Consider the following 19,508-nt stretch of genomic DNA (forward strand, 5'->3'; position numbering starts at 1 on the left):
AAATATAAAAGTGCAAATTAAAGTAAATGGTTTAACTTGTACCATTGTAAAGATTCTGTTAATCCCCGCTCAAGGTCATATTCAGGTAAATAAAGCAGATCACGGGTAACATTATCGATACTACAGATCCAGTTAGCCGCAGTAAGCTCATTTAACTTCTCAATATTCAATGCCGGTGTCTTTGGGCTGTTGGCATAAATTCGTTCCATTATGCCTGCCAGGGTTTTAATTACGGCAACCGGTAAGTGAATTTTAAGTGTCTTTTTGTTCAATATCTTTTTTGTCAGATCGGCCAACGCATAACGATCATAAGCTTTACCATCGCTTACGTTGTATGTTTTTTGTGCCAAATCGCTAAATAAAGCCTTTACGGTGACGTTGGCTAAATCTTTAACATATACAAAGCTTAATTGTTGCGCGGCTTTGCCAATATATGGCTCAAAACCTTTACTGAATGTTTTGAGTATGATAAAAATGCCTTCGTCGCGCGGGCCGTATACTGCGGTGGGGCGTAAAATGAGCAGCGGGAGTGAGGTTAACTGAGCAAGTTTTTGTTCGGCTAATAGTTTGCTTTTGCCATAAGCTGTTACGGGTACAGGTACAGTATTTTCGTCAATAAGGCCTTCCACTGTTGGTAAAGGGCCCAGCGCCGCAAGGCTGCTTAAAAAAACAAACTTTTTTAACGGGATATTAGCCTGTGATGCCGCCAGTGCAAGATTATAGGTATAATCGGCATTGATGGTATTGTACTCCCGTTCTGTTTTGGCGGCAGTTATACCTGCAGCATGAATGATATAGGCGTACTGCTTTTCTTCCAATTCGGCTTTTAAAGCTTCAACGCTGGTATAATCAGGATAGGTGTATTGAATATCGAACTCTTTGAGATGATCGGTTTTGCTGGTTTTACGTACCGCCGCAAATACATCGAGGTTGTTTTTGAGTGCTTCGGCAATTAAATGATAGCCAACAAACCCACTCGCGCCGCTTATTAAAACCCGCTCCCTCATATCTGTTTTTCGTAGATGCGATATTTTTTATACGGATCGCCTTTGATAGCGATGATAGCCTCGTTGATGAGGGTATTATTATCCAGCGTCCATCCGGCTTCGGCGTGGGTTAGGCCTTTACGTTTGTACTCTTTAATGATGGTACCGTAAAGGCAGGCTTCGATACCCATTTTGCGATAGCCATCCACAACACCTAAAGCGTATATGCGCAAACTTTTGATCTTCTTTTTGTTCAGCAGCAGCTTAAATATTCCGGTAGGGAATAAGCGGCCGCGTTTAATAGTATGGAAAATCTCGTTGTAATTAGGCAGCGCCAAACCAAAGGCCACTATTTTGCCATCCTGCTCAGCAACCAGTGCAAAATCGGGGTCGAGTATCAGTTTCAGGTCTTTAGCCAGGTAATCAAACTCAGCATCGGTTAAAGGCACAAAGCCGGTGTTTTTATCCCAGGCAGAGTTATATACTGTGCGGAGTTTTTCAACCTCCGATTTGAAGTTTTTAAGATCAACCTTGCGGATGATGATATTGTTGCGCTTTAATCTTTCCTGCAAAGCGTTAAGCAATCGTACCGATTTGTCATCGTAACCATCGCCATCCCAGTGCCAGGCTATCAGGTCGACCTGTTTGGAGTAACCCGCTTTTTCAACTAACTGTTCGTAGTAAGGCGCGTTATAGGTCATCATTAAAAACGGAGGGCTGTCAAAACCTTCAATCAGCAACCCGCAGGCTTCATTGGTTGAAAAGTTGGTTGGCCCTATCAGTTTCTGATCGATGCCTTTTGCTTTTAGCCAATCGGTTACCGTTTTAAAAAGCATGTCGGCTACTTCCTGATCATTAATGCAATCAAAAAAACCCCAGAAACCATCATTACGATGATTGAACTGGTTGTGTGCGTTATTTAAAATTGCGGCAATACGGCCAACTATTTTGTCGCCATCGTAAGCTAAAAAACCTTGCAGTGTATTGTGCTGATGAAATGGGTGAGTAGTGAGCAGATCGCGCTGGGCGATAAACAGTTCGGGAACGTAATTCGGGTCGTTTTTATACAGATCGTGCGGAAAATCAATAAAAGCTGCAAGATCTTTTTTAGACTGTACCGGAACTACTTTCTTCATAAAACTTAGGTAAAAACAAACGCGTTTTAACTATAAAAGGAAATTTATAATTAAAACGCGCGGAGTGGTTTTATATTTTTTCTTTGATGCTGGTTACACCTACCTGTTTAAAGGCTTTTGATATTTTATCAACAGCTTCTTCAATCTGGCTGAAAGTGTGTGTAGCCATCAGCGAGAAGCGTAGTAAAGACATATCTGAAGGAACGGCAGGCGATACAACCGGGTTTACAAACACACCGTCTTGTTGTAAAATATTGGTGGCCATAAATGTTTTGTCGTTATCGCGAACGTAAATAGGTAATATCGGGCTTTCGGTTACACCGATATCAAAACCTTCTTCAAGCAGTAAGCGTGTAGCGTAGTGCGTATTTTTCCAAAGGTTTTCAATGTGATGCGGCTCACTTTCAATAATATCTAAAGCGGCAATAACGCTGGCTACCGAGGCCGGGGTCATGCTGGCGCTAAAGATCAGCGAGCGTGCCTTGTGTTTAATGTACTCGATAGTTTCTTTATCGGCAGCGATAAAACCACCTAATGATGCGAATGATTTACTGAAGGTGCCCATAATGAGATCCACATCATCATTCATACCAAAATGCGAAGCAGTACCCGCACCTTTGTGACCGATAACACCTAAACTGTGCGCATCGTCAACCATAATATTAGCGCCAAATTCGTTGGCTAATTCGGCAACTTCAGGCAATTTAACAATATCGCCTTCCATGCTGAAAATGCCGTCGACAGCGATCAGTTTCACCGCGTCTTCAGGAAGATTACGCAATTTTGAGCGCAGATCGTCCATATCATTGTGCGCATATTTGATCACTCTTGAAAACGATAACCGGCTGCCGTCAATAATTGAGGCGTGGTCATATTCGTCTAAGATCAAATAATCGTTGCGGCCTGTAATGCATGACAGTACACCCAGGTTTACCTGGAAACCTGTACTGAAAATAACACTGGCTTCTTTACCTACATAGCGGGCAAGGCGCTCCTCCAACTCAACATGGATATCCAATGTTCCGTTCAAAAACCTTGATCCGGCGCAGCCTGTACCATATTTGTCGATAGCTTTTTTAGATGCTTCTTTAATTCTTGGATGGTTGGTTAAACCCAAATACGAGTTTGAACCAAACATTAATACGCGGTTGTTGTTGATGATTACTTCAGTATCCTGAGCGGACTCAATTGGCCTGAAGTAAGGATAGATACCTTTCTCTTTGATGGAGTTTGCGTCTTGAAATTGCGCAATCTTCTCATGTAGTTTTTTACCCATGTATGTTAACCCTACTTAAAATTTTTGTAAAAATACCACGAAAATCCTAATATACGTCTAATCTGTTTATATTTTTTTAACAATACTGTGTATATGTACTTAAATTCCGTCTGGCAAATTAATCAATTTTATTTGTCAAAAATCAAATGATTCTTCTTTTTTTACTTTAATATAACGATATCCGCTCTGGTTATGATAAAATAATCTTTTTGTAAAATTATTGTGATATGCTTTAATATCAATGCATTTCCATGACGTATTTGTCGTTATTTCCGGAAACCGCAAAACAAATCAAATTTAATAAATTTAATTTGCGATGAAAGTTAATTCGACTATGAAAAGATGCCTATTCCTGCTTTTTGTTACAATATGTTGTTCCATTTTTTTACCTGTTGGTTTATTGGCACAAATTAAAACCGACAGCCTGCCCACTACAGTTTCGTTACCACAATGTATAGGTTTTGCTTTAAAAAATCAACCCGCCACCAGGCAGGCCATGATTGATGAAGAGATTAACGAAAAAAACATCGGGATAGCACTTGCCGACTGGCTGCCGCAAATTAATGCCACCGCCACCGGGCAGCACTATTTCCAGTTGCCGCAGCAACCCTTTAACGGAACTTTTGTTACCAGCGGAGTGCCTAACTCATCAACGCTATCGTTAACAGGTAACCAGGTTATATATAACAATACTGTGGCCCTTGCCGCGCGTACTTCTAAATTTAGCAGGCAGTATTATAAACAAAATACCCAGGGTACCCAGATCAATGTGGTAGCCGATGTAAGCAAAGCATTTTATGATGTGCTGCTGTCGCAGCGGCAACTGGCTATTATTAATGAAGATATTTTACGCTTACAGCGAAGCTTAAAAGATGCTTATGCACAATACCAGGCCGGTGTAGTTGACAAAATAGACTATAAACAGGCTACGATAGCATTAAATAACGAGCTGGCCAGTAAAAAGCAGGCTGAAGAGGCTATTAAAAGTAAAATAGCCTTTTTAAAACAATTAATGGGTTTAGCGCCTCAAAAATCTATTGAGCTGGCATACGATTCTACCCAATTGGAACGTGAAACGGCGATTGACACTTTGCAGTTACTGGATGTAAATAACCGTATTGAGTATAAGCAGCTGCAAACCCAAAAAGCACTGGATAATTTAAATGTTGATTATTACCGGTGGAACTTTTTACCATCGCTTTCGGCGTTTGGCAGTTATAACATGGCATATTTTAATCAAAATCTGCCCGACCTGTACAGCCGTTCATTTCCAAATTCGCTTGTAGGGTTAAATGTGGCTATACCCATATTTACGGGTACCAAACGCCTGAAAAATGTAAGCAAAGCCCGTTTACAGATTGATCGTATCGACCTGGATATTGTAAATACCCGTAACCTGATCAACACCGAATACACCCAGGCATTAGCGGGGTATAAGAGCAGCTATAATGATTACAGGGTGTTGCGCGAAAACGTGGCGCTGGCCAAAGATGTTTATAATGTGGTGTACCTGCAGTATCGCGAAGGCATTAAACCCTACCTGAATGTGATCAATGCCGAAAGTGATCTGCGCACATCCGAACTTAATTATTACAATGCGTTATTTAACGTCCTTTCAACAAAAATAGATCTGCAAAAAGCACTCGGAACCTTATCAGTACAATATTAATACATACACAACAATGAACAGACGATACATTTTTATACCTGGTACGGCAATACTTTTAATGTTTGCAGCAGCCTGTAAACAAGAAGTGAAAACCACTGCCGCCCCGCTTCCGCCAACCCCTGTTAACCTGGCCACCGCGCAAAAAGTAAGCGCTGTGTTTTACGATCAGTATCCGGGCACGGTAGTGGCTTTAAACAGTGTACAACTACGTGCACAGGTAAATGGTTTTATAACAGGTATATTTTTTAAGGAAGGTGATGTGGTTACAAAGGGGCAAGCATTATACGAGATAGACCGCCGTAAATACCAGGCCGCTTATATGCAGGCTAAAGCTAACCAGGCTAATGCCGAGGCCGGTTTAGTACGCGCGCAAAAGGATGCCGACCGCTATAACCAGCTTTTAAAGCAGGATGCCGTAGCCAGGCAATTGGTTGATAATGCAAATGCTACGCTGGCATCAAGCCAAAGCCAGGTTGAAGCTGCTAAAGCAGCAGTATATTCGGCCAAAACCGACCTGGATTATTCGATCATCAAAGCACCGTTTACGGGCCGTATCGGCATATCGCAGGTTAAGTTGGGAGCCCAGGTAACACCAGGTACCACCGTACTGAATACGGTATCGAGCGAAGACCCGATAGCAGTTGATTTTGTTGTGGATGAAAACAGCGTTTCGAGGTTTGAGCAAATGAAAAGCAAAGGCGCCGTTAATGCCGATTCGGCTTTCAGGGTGAAATTATCCAATAACACGATCTATCCGCAGCCCGGAAAAATTTTAGTAGTTGACAGGGGAGTGGACAACCAATCGGGAACTATTAAAGTGAGGATACAATTTCCGAACCCCCAAAAACAACTGGTTGACGGAATGAGCTGCACTTTACAGGCGCTGAATAACCAATCGGGCCAGCAGGTGATCATCCCGTACAAGGCTGTTGTGGAGCAGATGGGTGAGTATTTTGTATTTGTGACCCGGGATAGCACCATGAAATCACCTAAAGACACTACTAAAATGATACCTGATACCGTTGCTAAACAATACAAGGTAAAAATAGGGCAGCAGATCAATACCAATATAGTTATCCTTTCGGGAATAAAAGAAGGAGATCAGGTGGTTACCGATGGGTTGCAACGCTTACGCGATGGCGGACGCATACAGGTAGGTATGCCTAAAAAACCGGCACAAAAATAATTTAGAAGACGCTACACCATGATATCAGAAGTTTTTATAAAGAGGCCCGTAACCGCTATTGTTATATCATTAGTGATCGTAATTGTTGGTACATTGGCTATTACTACGCTGCCTATAGGTCAATATCCCGAAATTACGCCGCCTACGGTACAAATTACCGGGAACTATACCGGCGCGGATGCGCAAACGGTAGAGCAAACCGTAGCTACGCCAATAGAAGTGCAGGTTAATGGTACCCCGGGCATGACCTACCTGACCAGTAACAGCACCAGCAGCGGCGCCATGAGCATGACGGTTAATTTTGAAGTTGGTACCGATATTAACATTGCTACGCTGGATGTGCAGAACCGGGTAAGTATAGCCACGCCAACGCTGCCCCAGGAAGTGCAGCGTTTGGGCATGACGGTAAAAAAACGTAATCCCAGTATATTAATGCTGGTAGCAATGTATGCGCCCAGTGGTACGCACAGTGTGCAATATATAGATAATTATACCAACGTATTTGTTAAAGACGCGCTTTTGCGCGCCAAAGGAGTAGGAGACGTGGTAACCCGTGCGGATGACTTTAGCTTGCGGGTGTGGCTCAAGCCGGATAAGCTTTCGCAGTTGGGCATAACCGCAGCCGAGGTAACCCAGGCGATAACCGAACAAAACGCACAAATAGCAGCGGGTACGGTAGGTGCGCCGCCGCAAAGCAATTCGCAGGTGTTTGAATACTCGGTGTTTGTAAAGGGACGTTTAGCTAACCCGGCAGAGTTTGAGAAGGTAATTGTGAAAACAAACCCAACCACGGGAGCAGTTACTTATTTGAAAGATGTTGCACGGATAGAACTGGGCAAATTTAACTATGCCAACAACTCGTATGTTGATGGCAAACATGCCTCGTACCTGCTGGTTTACCAGGCGCCGGGCAGCAACGCGATCACTACTGCCGAAAATGTGTATGCCACGATGGAGGATCTTAAGCTAAAATTCCCGAAGGATGTAGCTTATGTGATTCCGTTCGAATCGGTAACCGTTGTAAAAGTTTCGGTGCATGAGGTGGTGGTTACCTTATTGATAGCCCTTGCATTGGTGATCGTGGTGGTGTTCCTGTTCCTGCAAAGCTGGCGCGCAACATTGATCCCGGTGCTGGCCATCCCGGTTTCCATCATCGGTACTTTCATTTTCTTTTTCCCGCTGGGGTTCACCATCAATACCTTAACCCTGTTCGGTTTCGTACTGGCCATCGGTATTGTGGTTGACGACGCCATTGTTGTGGTTGAGGCGGTGCAGCACTATATTGATGAAAAGGGTATGGATCCCAAAGAGGCAACCATCCATGCCATGCGCGATATCACCGCCCCGGTAATTGCCATTGCGCTGATATTGGCAGCGGTATTTGTGCCGGTAGGTTTTATTCCGGGAATCGTTGGTCGTTTATATCAGCAATTCGCCATCACTATCGCCATATCGGTTATCATATCGGCTTTTGTGGCGCTTTCGTTAACGCCGGCTTTATGTACGCTGATATTAAGGCCGATGAAACTGGATAAATCATCCAAAGGCCTTAATCATTTTTTCTTTGTGTTTAACGGATGGTTCGGCAGGGTTACCAGTCGTTATCAAAAAGGCGTAGGCAGAGGTATCAAACACTCCAGGGTTGTGATCATTATTTTGCTGGGAATATTTATCGGCGCGTTTATGCTATTCAGGGGCAAACCATCGGGTTTTATCCCTACGGAGGATGATGGCCGTATCTATATCACCTTTGATATCCCGGAGGCATCATCAACCACACAAACCGTTGATGTGCTGAACAGAATGATGCATGTTTTGGACAGTGTGCCAGCCATTGGCCATTATGCTGCTTTGGGTGGTTTAAATGTGGTTTCATTTGCTTCTAAGTCAAACAGTGGTACGATATTTTGCCAGCTTAAACCCTGGGACGACCGTTCAAAGGACGGGGATAAGCTTTTGGGCAACAACGGCCTGCTTGCTACACTGCAAAAAAAGCTCTCTGGCAAATTTAAAGAGGCTAATGTGGTTGTAATTGCACCACCGGCCATACCGGGTTTAGGTACCACCGCCGGTTTTGCCTTTAACTTAGAGCAGCGCGAAGCAGGCTCGGATATCAAGACCTTCTCAAACGTAGTGCAAAACTTTGTAGGTGAAATAAATAAACGGCCGGAAATTGCCAAGGCGTTTACGTTTTTTACCGCGAAGACACCAGGCTATAACCTGGAGATAGACCGGGAGAAATGTAAAAAATTAGGTGTTAGTATATCCGATGTGGGTAACGCGTTGCAAACTTATATGGGTAGTTTGTATGTTAACGATTTTACCATTTACGGTCGTAATTTCAGGGTAATGGAGCAGGCCGATACCGGGTATCGTAACAAAATTGAAAACCTGAACCAGTTTTTTGTGCGCAACAAAAGCGGTGTAATGATACCGGTAAGCTCGTTAACAAGTTATAAGGTAATTGAGAGCGCTCCGCTGATATCGCACTTTAACCTGTTTCGTTCTACCGAAATTGACGGTAACCCTAAACCGGGATACAGCAGTGGTGATGCCTTAAACGCTTTGAAAGATGTGGCGGCTAAAACCCTGCCGCAAGGCTATGGATATGAGTTTTCGGGCTTGAGCCGCGAGGAAATACTGTCAGGATCGAAAACGGTGTACATTTTTGCCTTGTCGATCATGTTTGTGTTTTTGTTTTTGGCGGCGTTGTACGAGAGTTGGTCGGTACCGTTTTCGGTGTTACTGGCTGTGCCGCTTGGTGCGTTTGGCGCGATATTGACCCTTACTCTTGTGCCGAGCTTAACCAATAACGTTTACGCGCAGATCGGTTTGATCACGCTGATAGGTTTGGCAGCTAAGAATGCCATCCTGATCGTGGAGTTTGCCAAAGAGCGTGTTGACCGCGGTGTGGAAGTGATAGAAGCAACGCTGACCGCAGTGCATTTAAGGCTGCGACCGATCATCATGACATCGATGGCGTTTATATTGGGTGTATTGCCGCTGGTATTTGCTTCGGGGGCGGGTGCACAGGCACGGCAAACTATTGGGTTTACCGTATTGGGCGGTATGCTTTCGGCAACTTTACTGGCGATATTTATAGTGCCGGTGTTGTTTGTGCTGATCACCAAACTGGCTTACGGTAAAAAGAAGCTGGACGAACTGCATGCTAATTATGTACCTGACCCGAATGAAGACGACCATGTATAGGTTTTGATACCAGGATATTAAAGGAGCTTAAATTTAAGCTCCTTTTTTGTTGCGGAGATTATTTAACTTGCATCACCAATTATAAACTGCTATGAAACATCTGAAACAATTAGGGTTTGTTTTACTGATCTGTTTGACCCATATATCCGCGAAAGCGCAATCGAAACACGATAAAATATTGGGCGCCGATATATCATGGCTGCCGCAATTTGAAGCGCAGGGTAAAAAGTTTTATGGCGACGACAGCGTTGCCACGGATGCCATTGCGATACTGAAGGCGCATGGGTTTAATTATATCCGTTTACGCATTTTTAATAACCCGAGGGCCGATAGCGGTTATTCGAAAAAGGGCTATTGTGATCTGGCTGAAACCATGAGAATGGCTAAACGGATCAAGGCAGCCGGTATGGGCTTTTTGCTGGATTTTCATTACAGTGATAACTGGGCCGATCCCGGTAAGCAGCATATGCCATCGGCGTGGAAGAACACCGGTTACCCCGACCTGCAGGATAGTGTGCGCGAGTTTACCAAAAAGGTACTGGCTGCTTTAAAATCGCAAGGCACATTGCCGGATATGGTGCAGGTGGGCAACGAGATCAACCACGGAATGATGTGGCCCATTGCCAATATTAAGCACCTGGATACTTTGGCGGGTTTGCTTAAGGCCGGCGTTGCGGGCGTAAAAGCAGTGGATAAGAAAGCGAAAATTATGCTGCATATTGCCTGCGGCGGGCAGAATAAGGAATCGCGGTATTTTTTGGATAACATGATAGCGCGCGATGTGAAGTTTGATATCATTGGCGAATCATACTACCCGGAGTGGCACGGCACAATTGAAGACCTGAAAAATAACCTGACCGACCTGGCAACGCGTTATAAACAGGACATTATTGTGGTTGAATACACCAAAAAGAAAGATGAGGTGAACGATATAGCGTTTAACCTGCCTGATAAAAAAGGGATAGGTACTTTTATATGGGAGCCGTTAAATTACCAGGAAGCAGTGTTTGACCGGAGCGGCCATCAGAACGAGTATATGAAAGTTTACCCTAAGATCGCCGCCAAATACAACATCAAATAGAATACTGAATGAAAAAACTGCTTTGTTTATTACTGACTGCAATACCATTTGTTAAAACATCGGCACAAACGCATCCAGGTAAGCTTTTTAACAGCGACTGGGAGTTTGTAAAAGATATAGATACCACAACGTCCAAAGCGGTGCTATCATCAAAAACTGATAAAACCATTAAGTGGGAGCAAGTTACGCTTCCACATACCCCGCAAATTGAGCCGGTGATCAAAGTAAACGAGCAATGGCAGGGGACCTGTTACTATCGTAAATATTTCACTTTACCCGTTGCTGATAAACACAAGTATGTGGCGATACAGTTTGATGGTGCGATGAATGACGCGGATGTGTATTTGAACGGCCAGCGTGTATCTAAACATATTGGTGGTTATTTACCGTTTACTGTTGACGCTGCGAATTACTTAAAGCCCGGAGAAAATTGCGTACTCGTTAAACTCATTAACGTTGATAATCCACACATCCCGCCAGGTAAGCCTATAAAAGACCTTGACTTTAATTTTTATGGCGGCATTTATCGTAATGTGTGGTTAATTGAAAAGAACCCGCTTCATCTAACTAATGCGGTCACCGTTAACCATGAAGCCACCGGCGGAGTTATGGTACATTATGAGGATGTTAATGCAGTGTCTGCTAAGGTTTTCGTAAAAAGCGAAGTGAATAGCACATGGCAGTCTAACTCATGGGTGCATGTGAAAATTATTATCAGTGATAAGGAAGGTAAAAATATCGCAGAAAGCAGTTCGGCCTCAAAAAGAGTTGCTGATGGCAATTTTCCAAATTTTGAGCAAATCTTGACAGTTAAATCGCCAAAATTATGGTCTCCAACACACCCTTATCTGTATAACCTTACAGTGCAGGTTATTCAGAACAATAAAGTAGTTGACGAACAAAAGCAAAAGATCGGCATCAAAACCTTCAAATTTGAACCGGGCGCGTTTTATCTGAATGGTGAGAAACTCAATATTGTGGGCACCAATCGCCATCAGGAATATCCTTATATCGGTTATGCTTTGAGCGATAATGCCCAATACCGTGATGCCTGGAAAATTAAAGATGCCGGTTTCAACTTTGTGCGCTGCTCGCATTACCCGCCATCGCCGGCGTTTTTAGATGCCTGTGATGAGTTGGGTATTATGGTGATGGATGCTATCCCCGGCTGGCAGTTTTTTGGAGATGAGGTTTTCCAGAAGAATAGTTATCAGAATATCCGTGATATGATCCATCGTGATCGTAATCATGCTTCGATCATCCTTTGGGAAGCTTCGCTCAATGAATCGGGTATGAGTAAAGCCTATATGACCGAAGCTAATCGTATAGTGCATGCCGAACTGCCTTTTAAGGATGTGTACTCGATAGGTTGGATAGATTATGCGTACGACCTGTCGAGTCCCGCAAGGCAACATGCCAAGGCTCCTGATTACTGGAAAAAATATAATAAGCCTAAACCACTGCTGTTAGCCGAATACGGCGACTGGGAATATTATGCCCAAAACGCGGGCTTTAATCAAAAAGCTTATGAAGGGTTGAAAAAGGAAGAACGCAACTCACGGCAACTGCGCACTGATGGCGAAGCGCGGATGCTGCAGCAAGCGTATAACTTCCAGGAATCGCATAACGATAACCTGAATGGCCCGGCGGTAGGTGATGCCAATTGGCTGATGTTTGATTATAAGCGTGGGTATGCGAGCGATATCGAATCGTCGGGTGTGATGGATATTTACCGGTTGCCTAAATTCTCGTTCTATTTTTACCAAAGCCAGTACGGACCAAAACCGGATGATCAAGGTTTCGGTAAGCCGATGGTTTTTATCGCCAATTACTGGAACGACCCGGCAACCAAAAGTGTGAAAGTTTATAGCAATTGCGATGAGGTTGAATTGCTGTTGAACGGTAAGCGTATCGGCAACCAACATCCCGATAAGGATGCATACAGTAATAACCTGCCGCACCCTCCATTTACTTTTGTTATTGACAAGTTTGAGGCTGGTAAACTGGAAGCAGTTGGGTATGTAAAGGGTGTGAAAGCAGCGGATGCAGTAAGGCAAACGCCGGGCAAAGCGGAGGCTGTGAAGTTGAGTTTGGATGAAGATGCAGGCGGAAGAAGCTTTGGATCTGCAGATGTGATATTAGTGCATGCTGCGGTTGTAGACGCCAACGGTACAATAGTTCCTGATGCTACGAATGAGGTGGAGGTTACAGGAACAGATAATGTTATTGTTATTGGTCCGGATAAGATAAAATGTGAGGCTGGAATTGCTACTTTTTTAATAAAAAAGAGAAGTGAAACCCATTCATTTGGGTTAAGCATTTCTTCAGGTAAATTGAAGTCAGACGGAATTTTGAGAAGTGAAATCCATTGAATCACTCTTGCGCTCGTTATAGCGAGCTCCATCATAGCGCAAGTCTTGTGTGAAAGCAAGTGGGGTTGGTGACTTGTGCTTACGTGCTTTGATCACAAGTCAGCCACATCACAACCGGGCTCGCAAGACTTGCGCTATTTTGGGGGAAAGTAATGCAACATATCACTCTTGCGCTCGCTTATAAACGAGCGCGAGATCAATTATTTATTGAAACAGTGCCGCGCTTGCAGGCGTTACTTTACCTATCCGGGGATCTTTGTGTGCAACCAGTTCGCAAAGTTGTATCGCGGCGCTTTCAAAATCTTCGTGTTTATCGTTGAGCAATAGCCAGGTTGTATCAAAGCCTTCTTCCAGTTCAAAATGGGTTATTGCCGCGATCTCTGTTTTCAAACTGTCGTGATGTTGGCGTTGGGTTGAAATCCAGATGCCGTTGTGCTGCGGGTTTTTGTTGGTTTGTCTGAAGATGAGCACGATCTTTTTATCGAAATAGACATAGAACATGCCGATCGCCGGTTTTACAATGATATTGGCCGGCAGATAGTCCAGCAGAAAATCAAAAGGCATGGGTTTCTTTGTCATACGTTTGCCTTGCTAAAATAGCAAAAATCGGTATGTTTTGCGATGGGTTATAATGTGTGCGCTATGAAAATATTCATCGCGAAAAGCTACCAGAAATGCCGGAAAATGCTTATATTTATAGTTAGGACGACACGAATGATCTCGAATAAAAACGAATTACACGAATTGAAAATGCTGTTGTGGGTATGCCCACCACATACCCACCTTATACCCACCTGGCTGGTGGGTATGGAAAATTTAAAATGTGCTTATTAGCTTCAAAAACGACGAAAGTGTTAAATAAGGCATTAAAATACCCACTTTTACCCACCCTGTTCGAGATGCAAGAATCAAAAGCCAAGACAAGTTAAAAATGATCATATGTTAGTAGCAAGTAGTAAGACAAAAAGATAATTACTTGATACCTGATACTTGCGACTTGATACCAACAATGATAGTTCAGGATGGCAAAACGCCCGGATAGTTTTATCATTGTTTTATAAACCTGATTTCAGATGTATTTACCATTTCCCAGATCCGCCTTAATGGCTTTATGCCTTGTGTTTTTTACGATCGCTATCAAAGCGCAAACAGAAGAACATACTGTTGTTTTAGGCAAGGATATCAGCTATATCGAGGGGCAGCACTTTCAGCAGGGGAGTAACAAAAACCCGCAGGGAGTGGAACTTGACCTGAATAATTATTACCTGCGCATGGGCGGTAAGCCTGTTTTGCCGGTGATGGGCGAGATCCATTATTCGCGCTACCCGCGTGCCGAATGGGAAGAAGCGATTTTGCAGATGAAAGCGGCGGGAATTAACGTGATCGCTTTTTACGATTTCTGGATCCATCACGAGCAGGAGGAAGGTAAATTTAGGTTTGATGATAACCTGGATGTACGGTATTTTATTCAGTTATGCGCCAAACATGGCTTAAAGGCAGTGGCTCGTATTGGCCCCTGGGCGCATGGCGAAGCACGTAACGGCGGCATGCCCGACTGGTTTGTAAAAAAGAAAATGAAAAGCGGCTTTGACCGGGTAACCAAAAACGGCAGCGTTGAACCCGAGGTTGGCGACTGGTACAAAGCTTTGGCCGAACAATTTAAAGGTTTGTATTATAAAGACGGCGGCCCGCTGATTGGGATACAGGTTGATAATGAGATGCGCAGTAACGGACCCAACAGCGATGGTTATAAGTATTTGGCTGCCCTTAAAAAAATGGCTGTGGCCGATGGGATGGATGTGCCGCTGTATGTGGTTACCGGGTGGCCCGGTCCGCAGGTGCCCGAGGATGATGTAATGCCTTTGTGGGGCGGCTACCCGGATGCACCGTGGACGCAGAACACCAAAGACCTGCCGCCGAATAATATTTACCTGTTTACATCCGACAGGAAGGATAAAAACATTGGTAACGATGTGCTGACCTACCAGGCAGGCGCGGCTAAAACACCGGTTTATCGCCACCCGTTTTTAACGGTTGAACTGGGTGGCGGTATGCAGATCACCTATCACCGCAGGCCAACTTTACAGGCAGGCGATCTGCTGGCTTTGGATTATACCCGGTTGGGCGTAGGTGCTAATATGTTAGGCTATTATGTATTCCACGGTACGCAGCACCCGCTAAGCTGGAACAAGGAATACCCGACACAAGAGTCGAAATCGACAATCTATCCGTACCCGAATGATTACCCGATGATCAGTTACGATTTTGAGGCGCCGATAAGTGAGTGGGGATATATCCGCGATTATTACCACGATTTTAAATTACTGCACCAGTTTGTTGATACCTACGGCAGCAACCTGGCACCGATGGCGGCTCAGATCCCGGCAGATAACCCCGAAAAGGCGGATGACCTGAAAGCTTTGCGTTACTCGGTACGCAGCCGGGGTGGAGCGGGATATGTGTTCTTTAACAACTATGTACGCCATTTTGATATGGCCGATCATAAAGGCGTGGTGTTTACCATCAAAACAGAAAAAGAAACCATCCGCATCCCCGAAAAGGGAACGCTGAACATCAACAACAAAGTTTATGGGGTAATGCCTTTTAATTACAACATGGATGGAGTATTACTTAAATACGCAACTGCACACCCAACGGTTATTTTGAATAATAATAAAACCAAAGTGTATTGCTATTATGCGATGGATGGTGTAGCACCGCAGTTTAAGTTTGAGAACAGAAACATCGCACACATGAAAGTGGCATCGGGCGAGATGATCAGAAGCGGAGAGGATGTACTTGTTGATGGCATGGTGCCGGGTAAAAACTCAAGCATCAGTATCACTACTAAAACCGGTGAGAACATACAGGTGCTTTTGTTGAAACGCGATGAGGCCCGATACTCGTACGTGCTTAACATCAAAGGTGTGCAAACACTGCTGCTTACGCCAAATATGGCATTTTATGATGAGGAGAAAGATGAACTAACCATCCGATCAACAGATAAGGCCGCTTTTAGCTTTGATGCCTTACCGGCAATCCGCATTAAAAACAAAGCCGTTACCGAAGCTGGTGTTGAAGGTTTGTTTAACAAGTATTCGGTGAGTTTGCCGGTTTGGAAGCCGGTGGAAATTTCCTTTAAGCAAATATCTGCCGATACCAGCTTTGAGCGGTATACACAAAGTTTGATGGGTAAAACACCAGCCGGCCCTGCTTATGGTATCAGGTACGATGCTAAACTGCCTTACAAAAGCTACGCTATCAATATGCCACAGGCTTTGCCGAAAAATGTGCACGACGTTTTAGCGGAGTTTGATTATAAGGGCAATACTGCAGGATTGTACGCCAATGGCCTCATCATTGCCGATGATTATTATACCGGCAACGCCATGCCTTATAGTTTAAAACGCCGTGCCGACCTGTTGGGTAAGCAAAAGTTTATTTTGCAGATAGCACCGCTGATGGAAAACCGGCAGATCCATTTTGAACCGGGTACCGACCTGGATTTCTCTAACACTACTCATGCCGGGTTAAATGGTATTCGTGTAAAACCGCAATACGAGGTAGTGTTTTGACGAGCTCATGAAATGCCGTACAAATGCCGTAGGCGTTGCAGGTTAAATACTATTTTGGACGGTTATTTTTGTGTTATCAAAATATTTTAAACAATGAAACAGCCAGCATTAGGACAAAAAATTACAGAATTGCGTAACGCTAAAGGCATCACACAAAAAGAACTTGCCGAGCAATGCAAAGTAGATATCCGCAGCATACAACGTATTGAAGCCGGCGAGGTAGTGCCGCGTATGTACACCCTCAACCTGCTATCGGAAGTATTGGATTGCGACTTTAAAAATATAACTACGGAAGCACAATGCAGTAACGATGATCTCCCGGTAAAAACTCTGAAGTTTACTGCTTTGGCGGGTTTAGTTTATTCGGTGAACGGTATAGCCGTTGTTGGCGAACTGATCTGCCACTCATTTGGTTCCGCTGCCAAGCTATTCGTGTTTACTGTTCATAGCCTGAGCGCTATGGGTTTCTATTACGGGTTTTATCTTTTAGGGAAACAAAGCAAAAATCAAACGCTCGCTATATCAGCCATGTTGAGTATGATCCTGCTGCCGCTTACTAATTTATTTTATTTAGTTGACGCTGCAACTGTTGGCCCGGTATACATTGCGTTATGCATTAATTGCGTCGTTTTTGGTGTAGGTGTGTTCAACCAACGTTCAAACGGCAATTTCAGGTTGCTATATAGTATTGCCGGTATAACCGGGATCGTACAAAGCTTGCTGTTTTTAAGCTTTAACTTTAGCGTTCAAAGTACGGGTTTGATCATTTCGATACCCTGTGATGTGCTGCTGACTTACATTTTATACCTGGAGTATCAAAACAGAAAACAGCAAACCACTTTTACCAACGGAGCAGTTTTGGCTTAATGCCCGAACGGCGGTAAACCCATCAACTGCCAATACACAGGCAAATCGGCCCGTTTTTGTGCGGGAGCATGAAAATTGGTACAGTAAAACGTTACCAAATGCAACTCAGGGCGACCGTTACGTGTTATCACAATATCGGGCACACGTTTTACCTTGTCGAAAAATGGAGTAACGTCCTCATGAATGCTGTTGGTATCATTTTGGGTTACAATTACGGCATCTCTACCCTTTAAAGTTCCGGGGTCGACCAGGAAAGCCAGGTTACGCGGGTCGTAGCTAAAACAAACAATAGGTTGCTTACCTTTTAACACCCAGTCGACCTTGCCGGTAAGCCACCAGCGGGTACAACCGGCAAATATTTTAGGGTTACCCAGCCAGCCTTCCTGCTCAAAACGGGTTTTGATATCGTTATAATCAGTACCCTCAATGGTCGGATCATCGATACCTAAATGGGTTTTGTTGACAATGTATTTAGGCCCGTACCATTGCCAAAAACCGGTTATCATATGGGTGCTTAAAAAGGTAATGGTAATAATGGTAAAATAGGCCGAAAATTTGAGCCAACGGCGCGTACCTTTTACTCTTGCCGTATTTTTAAGATTTTTATCAATGGCGTATCCCAGTGGTATAAACAACATCAGGTAGCCCGGAGCCTGCCAGTGAAAATGATACTGCAAATCGGCCCAGAGGGTAATAACGGTAAAAAACACGATGGGCAAAACAGCCGTCCAGAATATAAAGCTGTAAACCTGCGAGGTGGCTTTGTTTTTGAATGATACCCAAAGCTGGCGGATGAGCGGAACCCAGATCCAGGGTAATATCCAGCAGGCCTGGCCAATAAAGCTGCGAAGCAGCCAGTCGGGATGTAATACAAAATGACCATCGCTGCCCGCGCGCGAACCCTGGAAAACAAAAGATACCCAGTTGTTCTGAGCGTTCCACCAGATGATGGGTGAGGCAAAGAGCAGCGTGATCAACACAGCCAGATAAGGCCCCGGATGTTTTAGCCAATGCCTCTGGTTTTTATTGGTGGCTATAAATAACAGTATGCCAACAAACAGAAACAACACATGGTATTTACTCAGGGTTGCGAGGCCCATGCAAACGCCTACATATGCCCACAATAAAGTGGTTTTACGTTTGGTGTATAACTGATGCTTTTCGGGCAGCATGAGCTGTACCATAAAGTAGATAGCAGCAAGCCAAAAGAACATCAAAGGGGCATCGGGCTGAAACCAGGCCGCTACCGGGATGGTAAACACCGCGCTCAGGTTCATCATCAATACGGCCCAGAAGCCGGCCCGGGCAGTAAACAGCTTCTTTGTGATCAGAAACAAGAGCCAGCTTGTGCCTGCAAACAGGGCTACCGCCGGTAAACGAAGGCCCAGGTTAGTTAAACCAAATATTTTTGTGGTTACCCAGCTTAGCCAGAAAAACAAAGGAGGCTGATCAAAATAGCTTAAGCTTAAATGCAGGACCCCACGAAAGTAATATGACTCGCCGATACCTAATCCTGTAAAGGCAGCGATAAAAAGGCGCACTAAAAAAGTAGCCGCAATTAATATAATGGTTAAGCGCGCAGAATTATCTTCGGTAAATGGTTTTGTGTAAATGGGGGGACATTTAACTTTAACGCTTTTCTCTTTTGCTTCAGGGTAATCGATCATGAAGGTAGTATTAGTGATAAGATATAGAAATCACAAAATGACCAAATTGCTTTTAAAAAAGTCTCATAAAAAAGCAATTTTTATAAATGTTAACTTAATATTACAAAAGTATTATTGGCCTGTTAGGCTATTTAAAGACTATTTAAGTACGAAAATGTTACAACGCCTGGTTTTATGATCGATATAAAAACGGATTTCTTCCACATCGATTAATGTGCAAGGGCTGTTTTTAAAATTATCAGGATATAGTTGGGTTTGGAGCCAAATAAAGAGTAGCTATCCGAACAAAATTCGGAATAAATAAAAAAATAAAAATTAGCTATTGACAAATTAATTATTTGATGTACATTTACGGCGCAATACAAAAATAATGAAGTTTACAAACGCATACTGGTTCGGTTATTACTTTTACTTTACAAGTACAAGCCGGGACTAATATGTCATAACATGATATAAGAAAAAGCAAAAAGTCCCGGCCAAACA

12 protein-coding genes are annotated in these 19,508 nt (G+C 43.8%); 7 read left to right on the plus strand and 5 right to left on the minus strand.

All coding sequences use genetic code 11. The features are described 5' to 3' along the window. Positions 1–17: 17 nt before the first annotated feature. The 3 genes from ACFGVR_RS13885 to spt all read right to left on the minus strand — a co-directional run bounded on the left by ACFGVR_RS13885 (position 18) and on the right by spt (position 3,398). Positions 18–1,007 (minus strand): NAD-dependent epimerase/dehydratase family protein, encoded by a 990-nt coding sequence (locus ACFGVR_RS13885; RefSeq protein WP_448697898.1) that lies wholly within the window; start codon positions 1,005–1,007, stop codon positions 18–20. Beyond that, complete coding sequence (locus ACFGVR_RS13890) at positions 1,004–2,122, minus strand: GNAT family N-acetyltransferase (RefSeq protein ID WP_448697899.1); 1,119 nt, start codon at positions 2,120–2,122, stop codon at positions 1,004–1,006. Before ACFGVR_RS13890 ends, ACFGVR_RS13885 begins: the two co-directional genes overlap by 4 nt. Positions 2,123–2,192: 70 nt before the next feature. Beyond that, positions 2,193–3,398, minus strand: a complete 1,206-nt coding sequence (gene spt / locus ACFGVR_RS13895; RefSeq protein ID WP_448697900.1) for a serine palmitoyltransferase — start codon at positions 3,396–3,398, stop codon at positions 2,193–2,195. 400 nt (positions 3,399–3,798) lie between these two features. Between spt and ACFGVR_RS13900 the strand changes: the two genes are divergently transcribed. The 5 genes from ACFGVR_RS13900 to ACFGVR_RS13920 all read left to right on the plus strand — a co-directional run bounded on the left by ACFGVR_RS13900 (position 3,799) and on the right by ACFGVR_RS13920 (position 12,916). Beyond that, positions 3,799–5,067 (plus strand): TolC family protein, encoded by a 1,269-nt coding sequence (locus ACFGVR_RS13900; protein WP_448697901.1) that lies wholly within the window; start codon positions 3,799–3,801, stop codon positions 5,065–5,067. A 13-nt stretch (positions 5,068–5,080) separates the two neighbouring features. Next, positions 5,081–6,253 (plus strand): efflux RND transporter periplasmic adaptor subunit, encoded by a 1,173-nt coding sequence (locus tag ACFGVR_RS13905; RefSeq protein WP_448697902.1) that lies wholly within the window; start codon positions 5,081–5,083, stop codon positions 6,251–6,253. An 18-nt stretch (positions 6,254–6,271) separates the two neighbouring features. Next, complete coding sequence (locus tag ACFGVR_RS13910; protein ID WP_448697903.1) at positions 6,272–9,463, plus strand: efflux RND transporter permease subunit; 3,192 nt, start codon at positions 6,272–6,274, stop codon at positions 9,461–9,463. Positions 9,464–9,554: 91 nt separating this feature from the next. Then, the gene (locus ACFGVR_RS13915; protein ID WP_448697904.1) at positions 9,555–10,544 is read left to right on the plus strand and encodes a glycoside hydrolase family 53 protein; all 990 of its coding nucleotides are present in this window, start codon (positions 9,555–9,557) and stop codon (positions 10,542–10,544) included. Positions 10,545–10,552: 8 nt separating this feature from the next. Further along, positions 10,553–12,916, plus strand: a complete 2,364-nt coding sequence (locus ACFGVR_RS13920) for a glycoside hydrolase family 2 TIM barrel-domain containing protein (RefSeq protein ID WP_448697905.1) — start codon at positions 10,553–10,555, stop codon at positions 12,914–12,916. Positions 12,917–13,120: 204 nt separating this feature from the next. Here the strand turns inward: ACFGVR_RS13920 and ACFGVR_RS13925 are convergent, their stop codons facing one another. Next, entirely contained in the window at positions 13,121–13,495 is a 375-nt protein-coding gene (locus ACFGVR_RS13925; protein WP_448697906.1) for a hypothetical protein, read from the minus strand. Positions 13,496–13,989: 494 nt separating this feature from the next. On the opposite strand from ACFGVR_RS13925, the gene ACFGVR_RS13930 reads away from it, so the two are divergent. Both ACFGVR_RS13930 and ACFGVR_RS13935 read left to right on the plus strand, forming a co-directional pair. Continuing rightward, positions 13,990–16,491, plus strand: coding sequence for a beta-galactosidase (locus ACFGVR_RS13930; protein WP_448697907.1), 2,502 nt, complete (start codon positions 13,990–13,992; stop codon positions 16,489–16,491). A 93-nt stretch (positions 16,492–16,584) separates the two neighbouring features. Next, positions 16,585–17,358, plus strand: coding sequence for a helix-turn-helix domain-containing protein (locus ACFGVR_RS13935; protein ID WP_448697908.1), 774 nt, complete (start codon positions 16,585–16,587; stop codon positions 17,356–17,358). Here ACFGVR_RS13935 and ACFGVR_RS13940 read toward each other — a convergent pair. Then, positions 17,355–19,025 carry an ArnT family glycosyltransferase gene (locus ACFGVR_RS13940; protein ID WP_448697909.1) on the minus strand — a complete coding sequence of 557 codons (1,671 nt, stop codon included), beginning with the start codon at positions 19,023–19,025 and terminating at the stop codon, positions 17,355–17,357. The two genes, ACFGVR_RS13935 and ACFGVR_RS13940, sit on opposite strands and share 4 nt — an antisense overlap. Positions 19,026–19,508: the final 483 nt, after the last annotated feature.

It is taken from the genome of Mucilaginibacter aureus, from assembly GCF_053514885.1.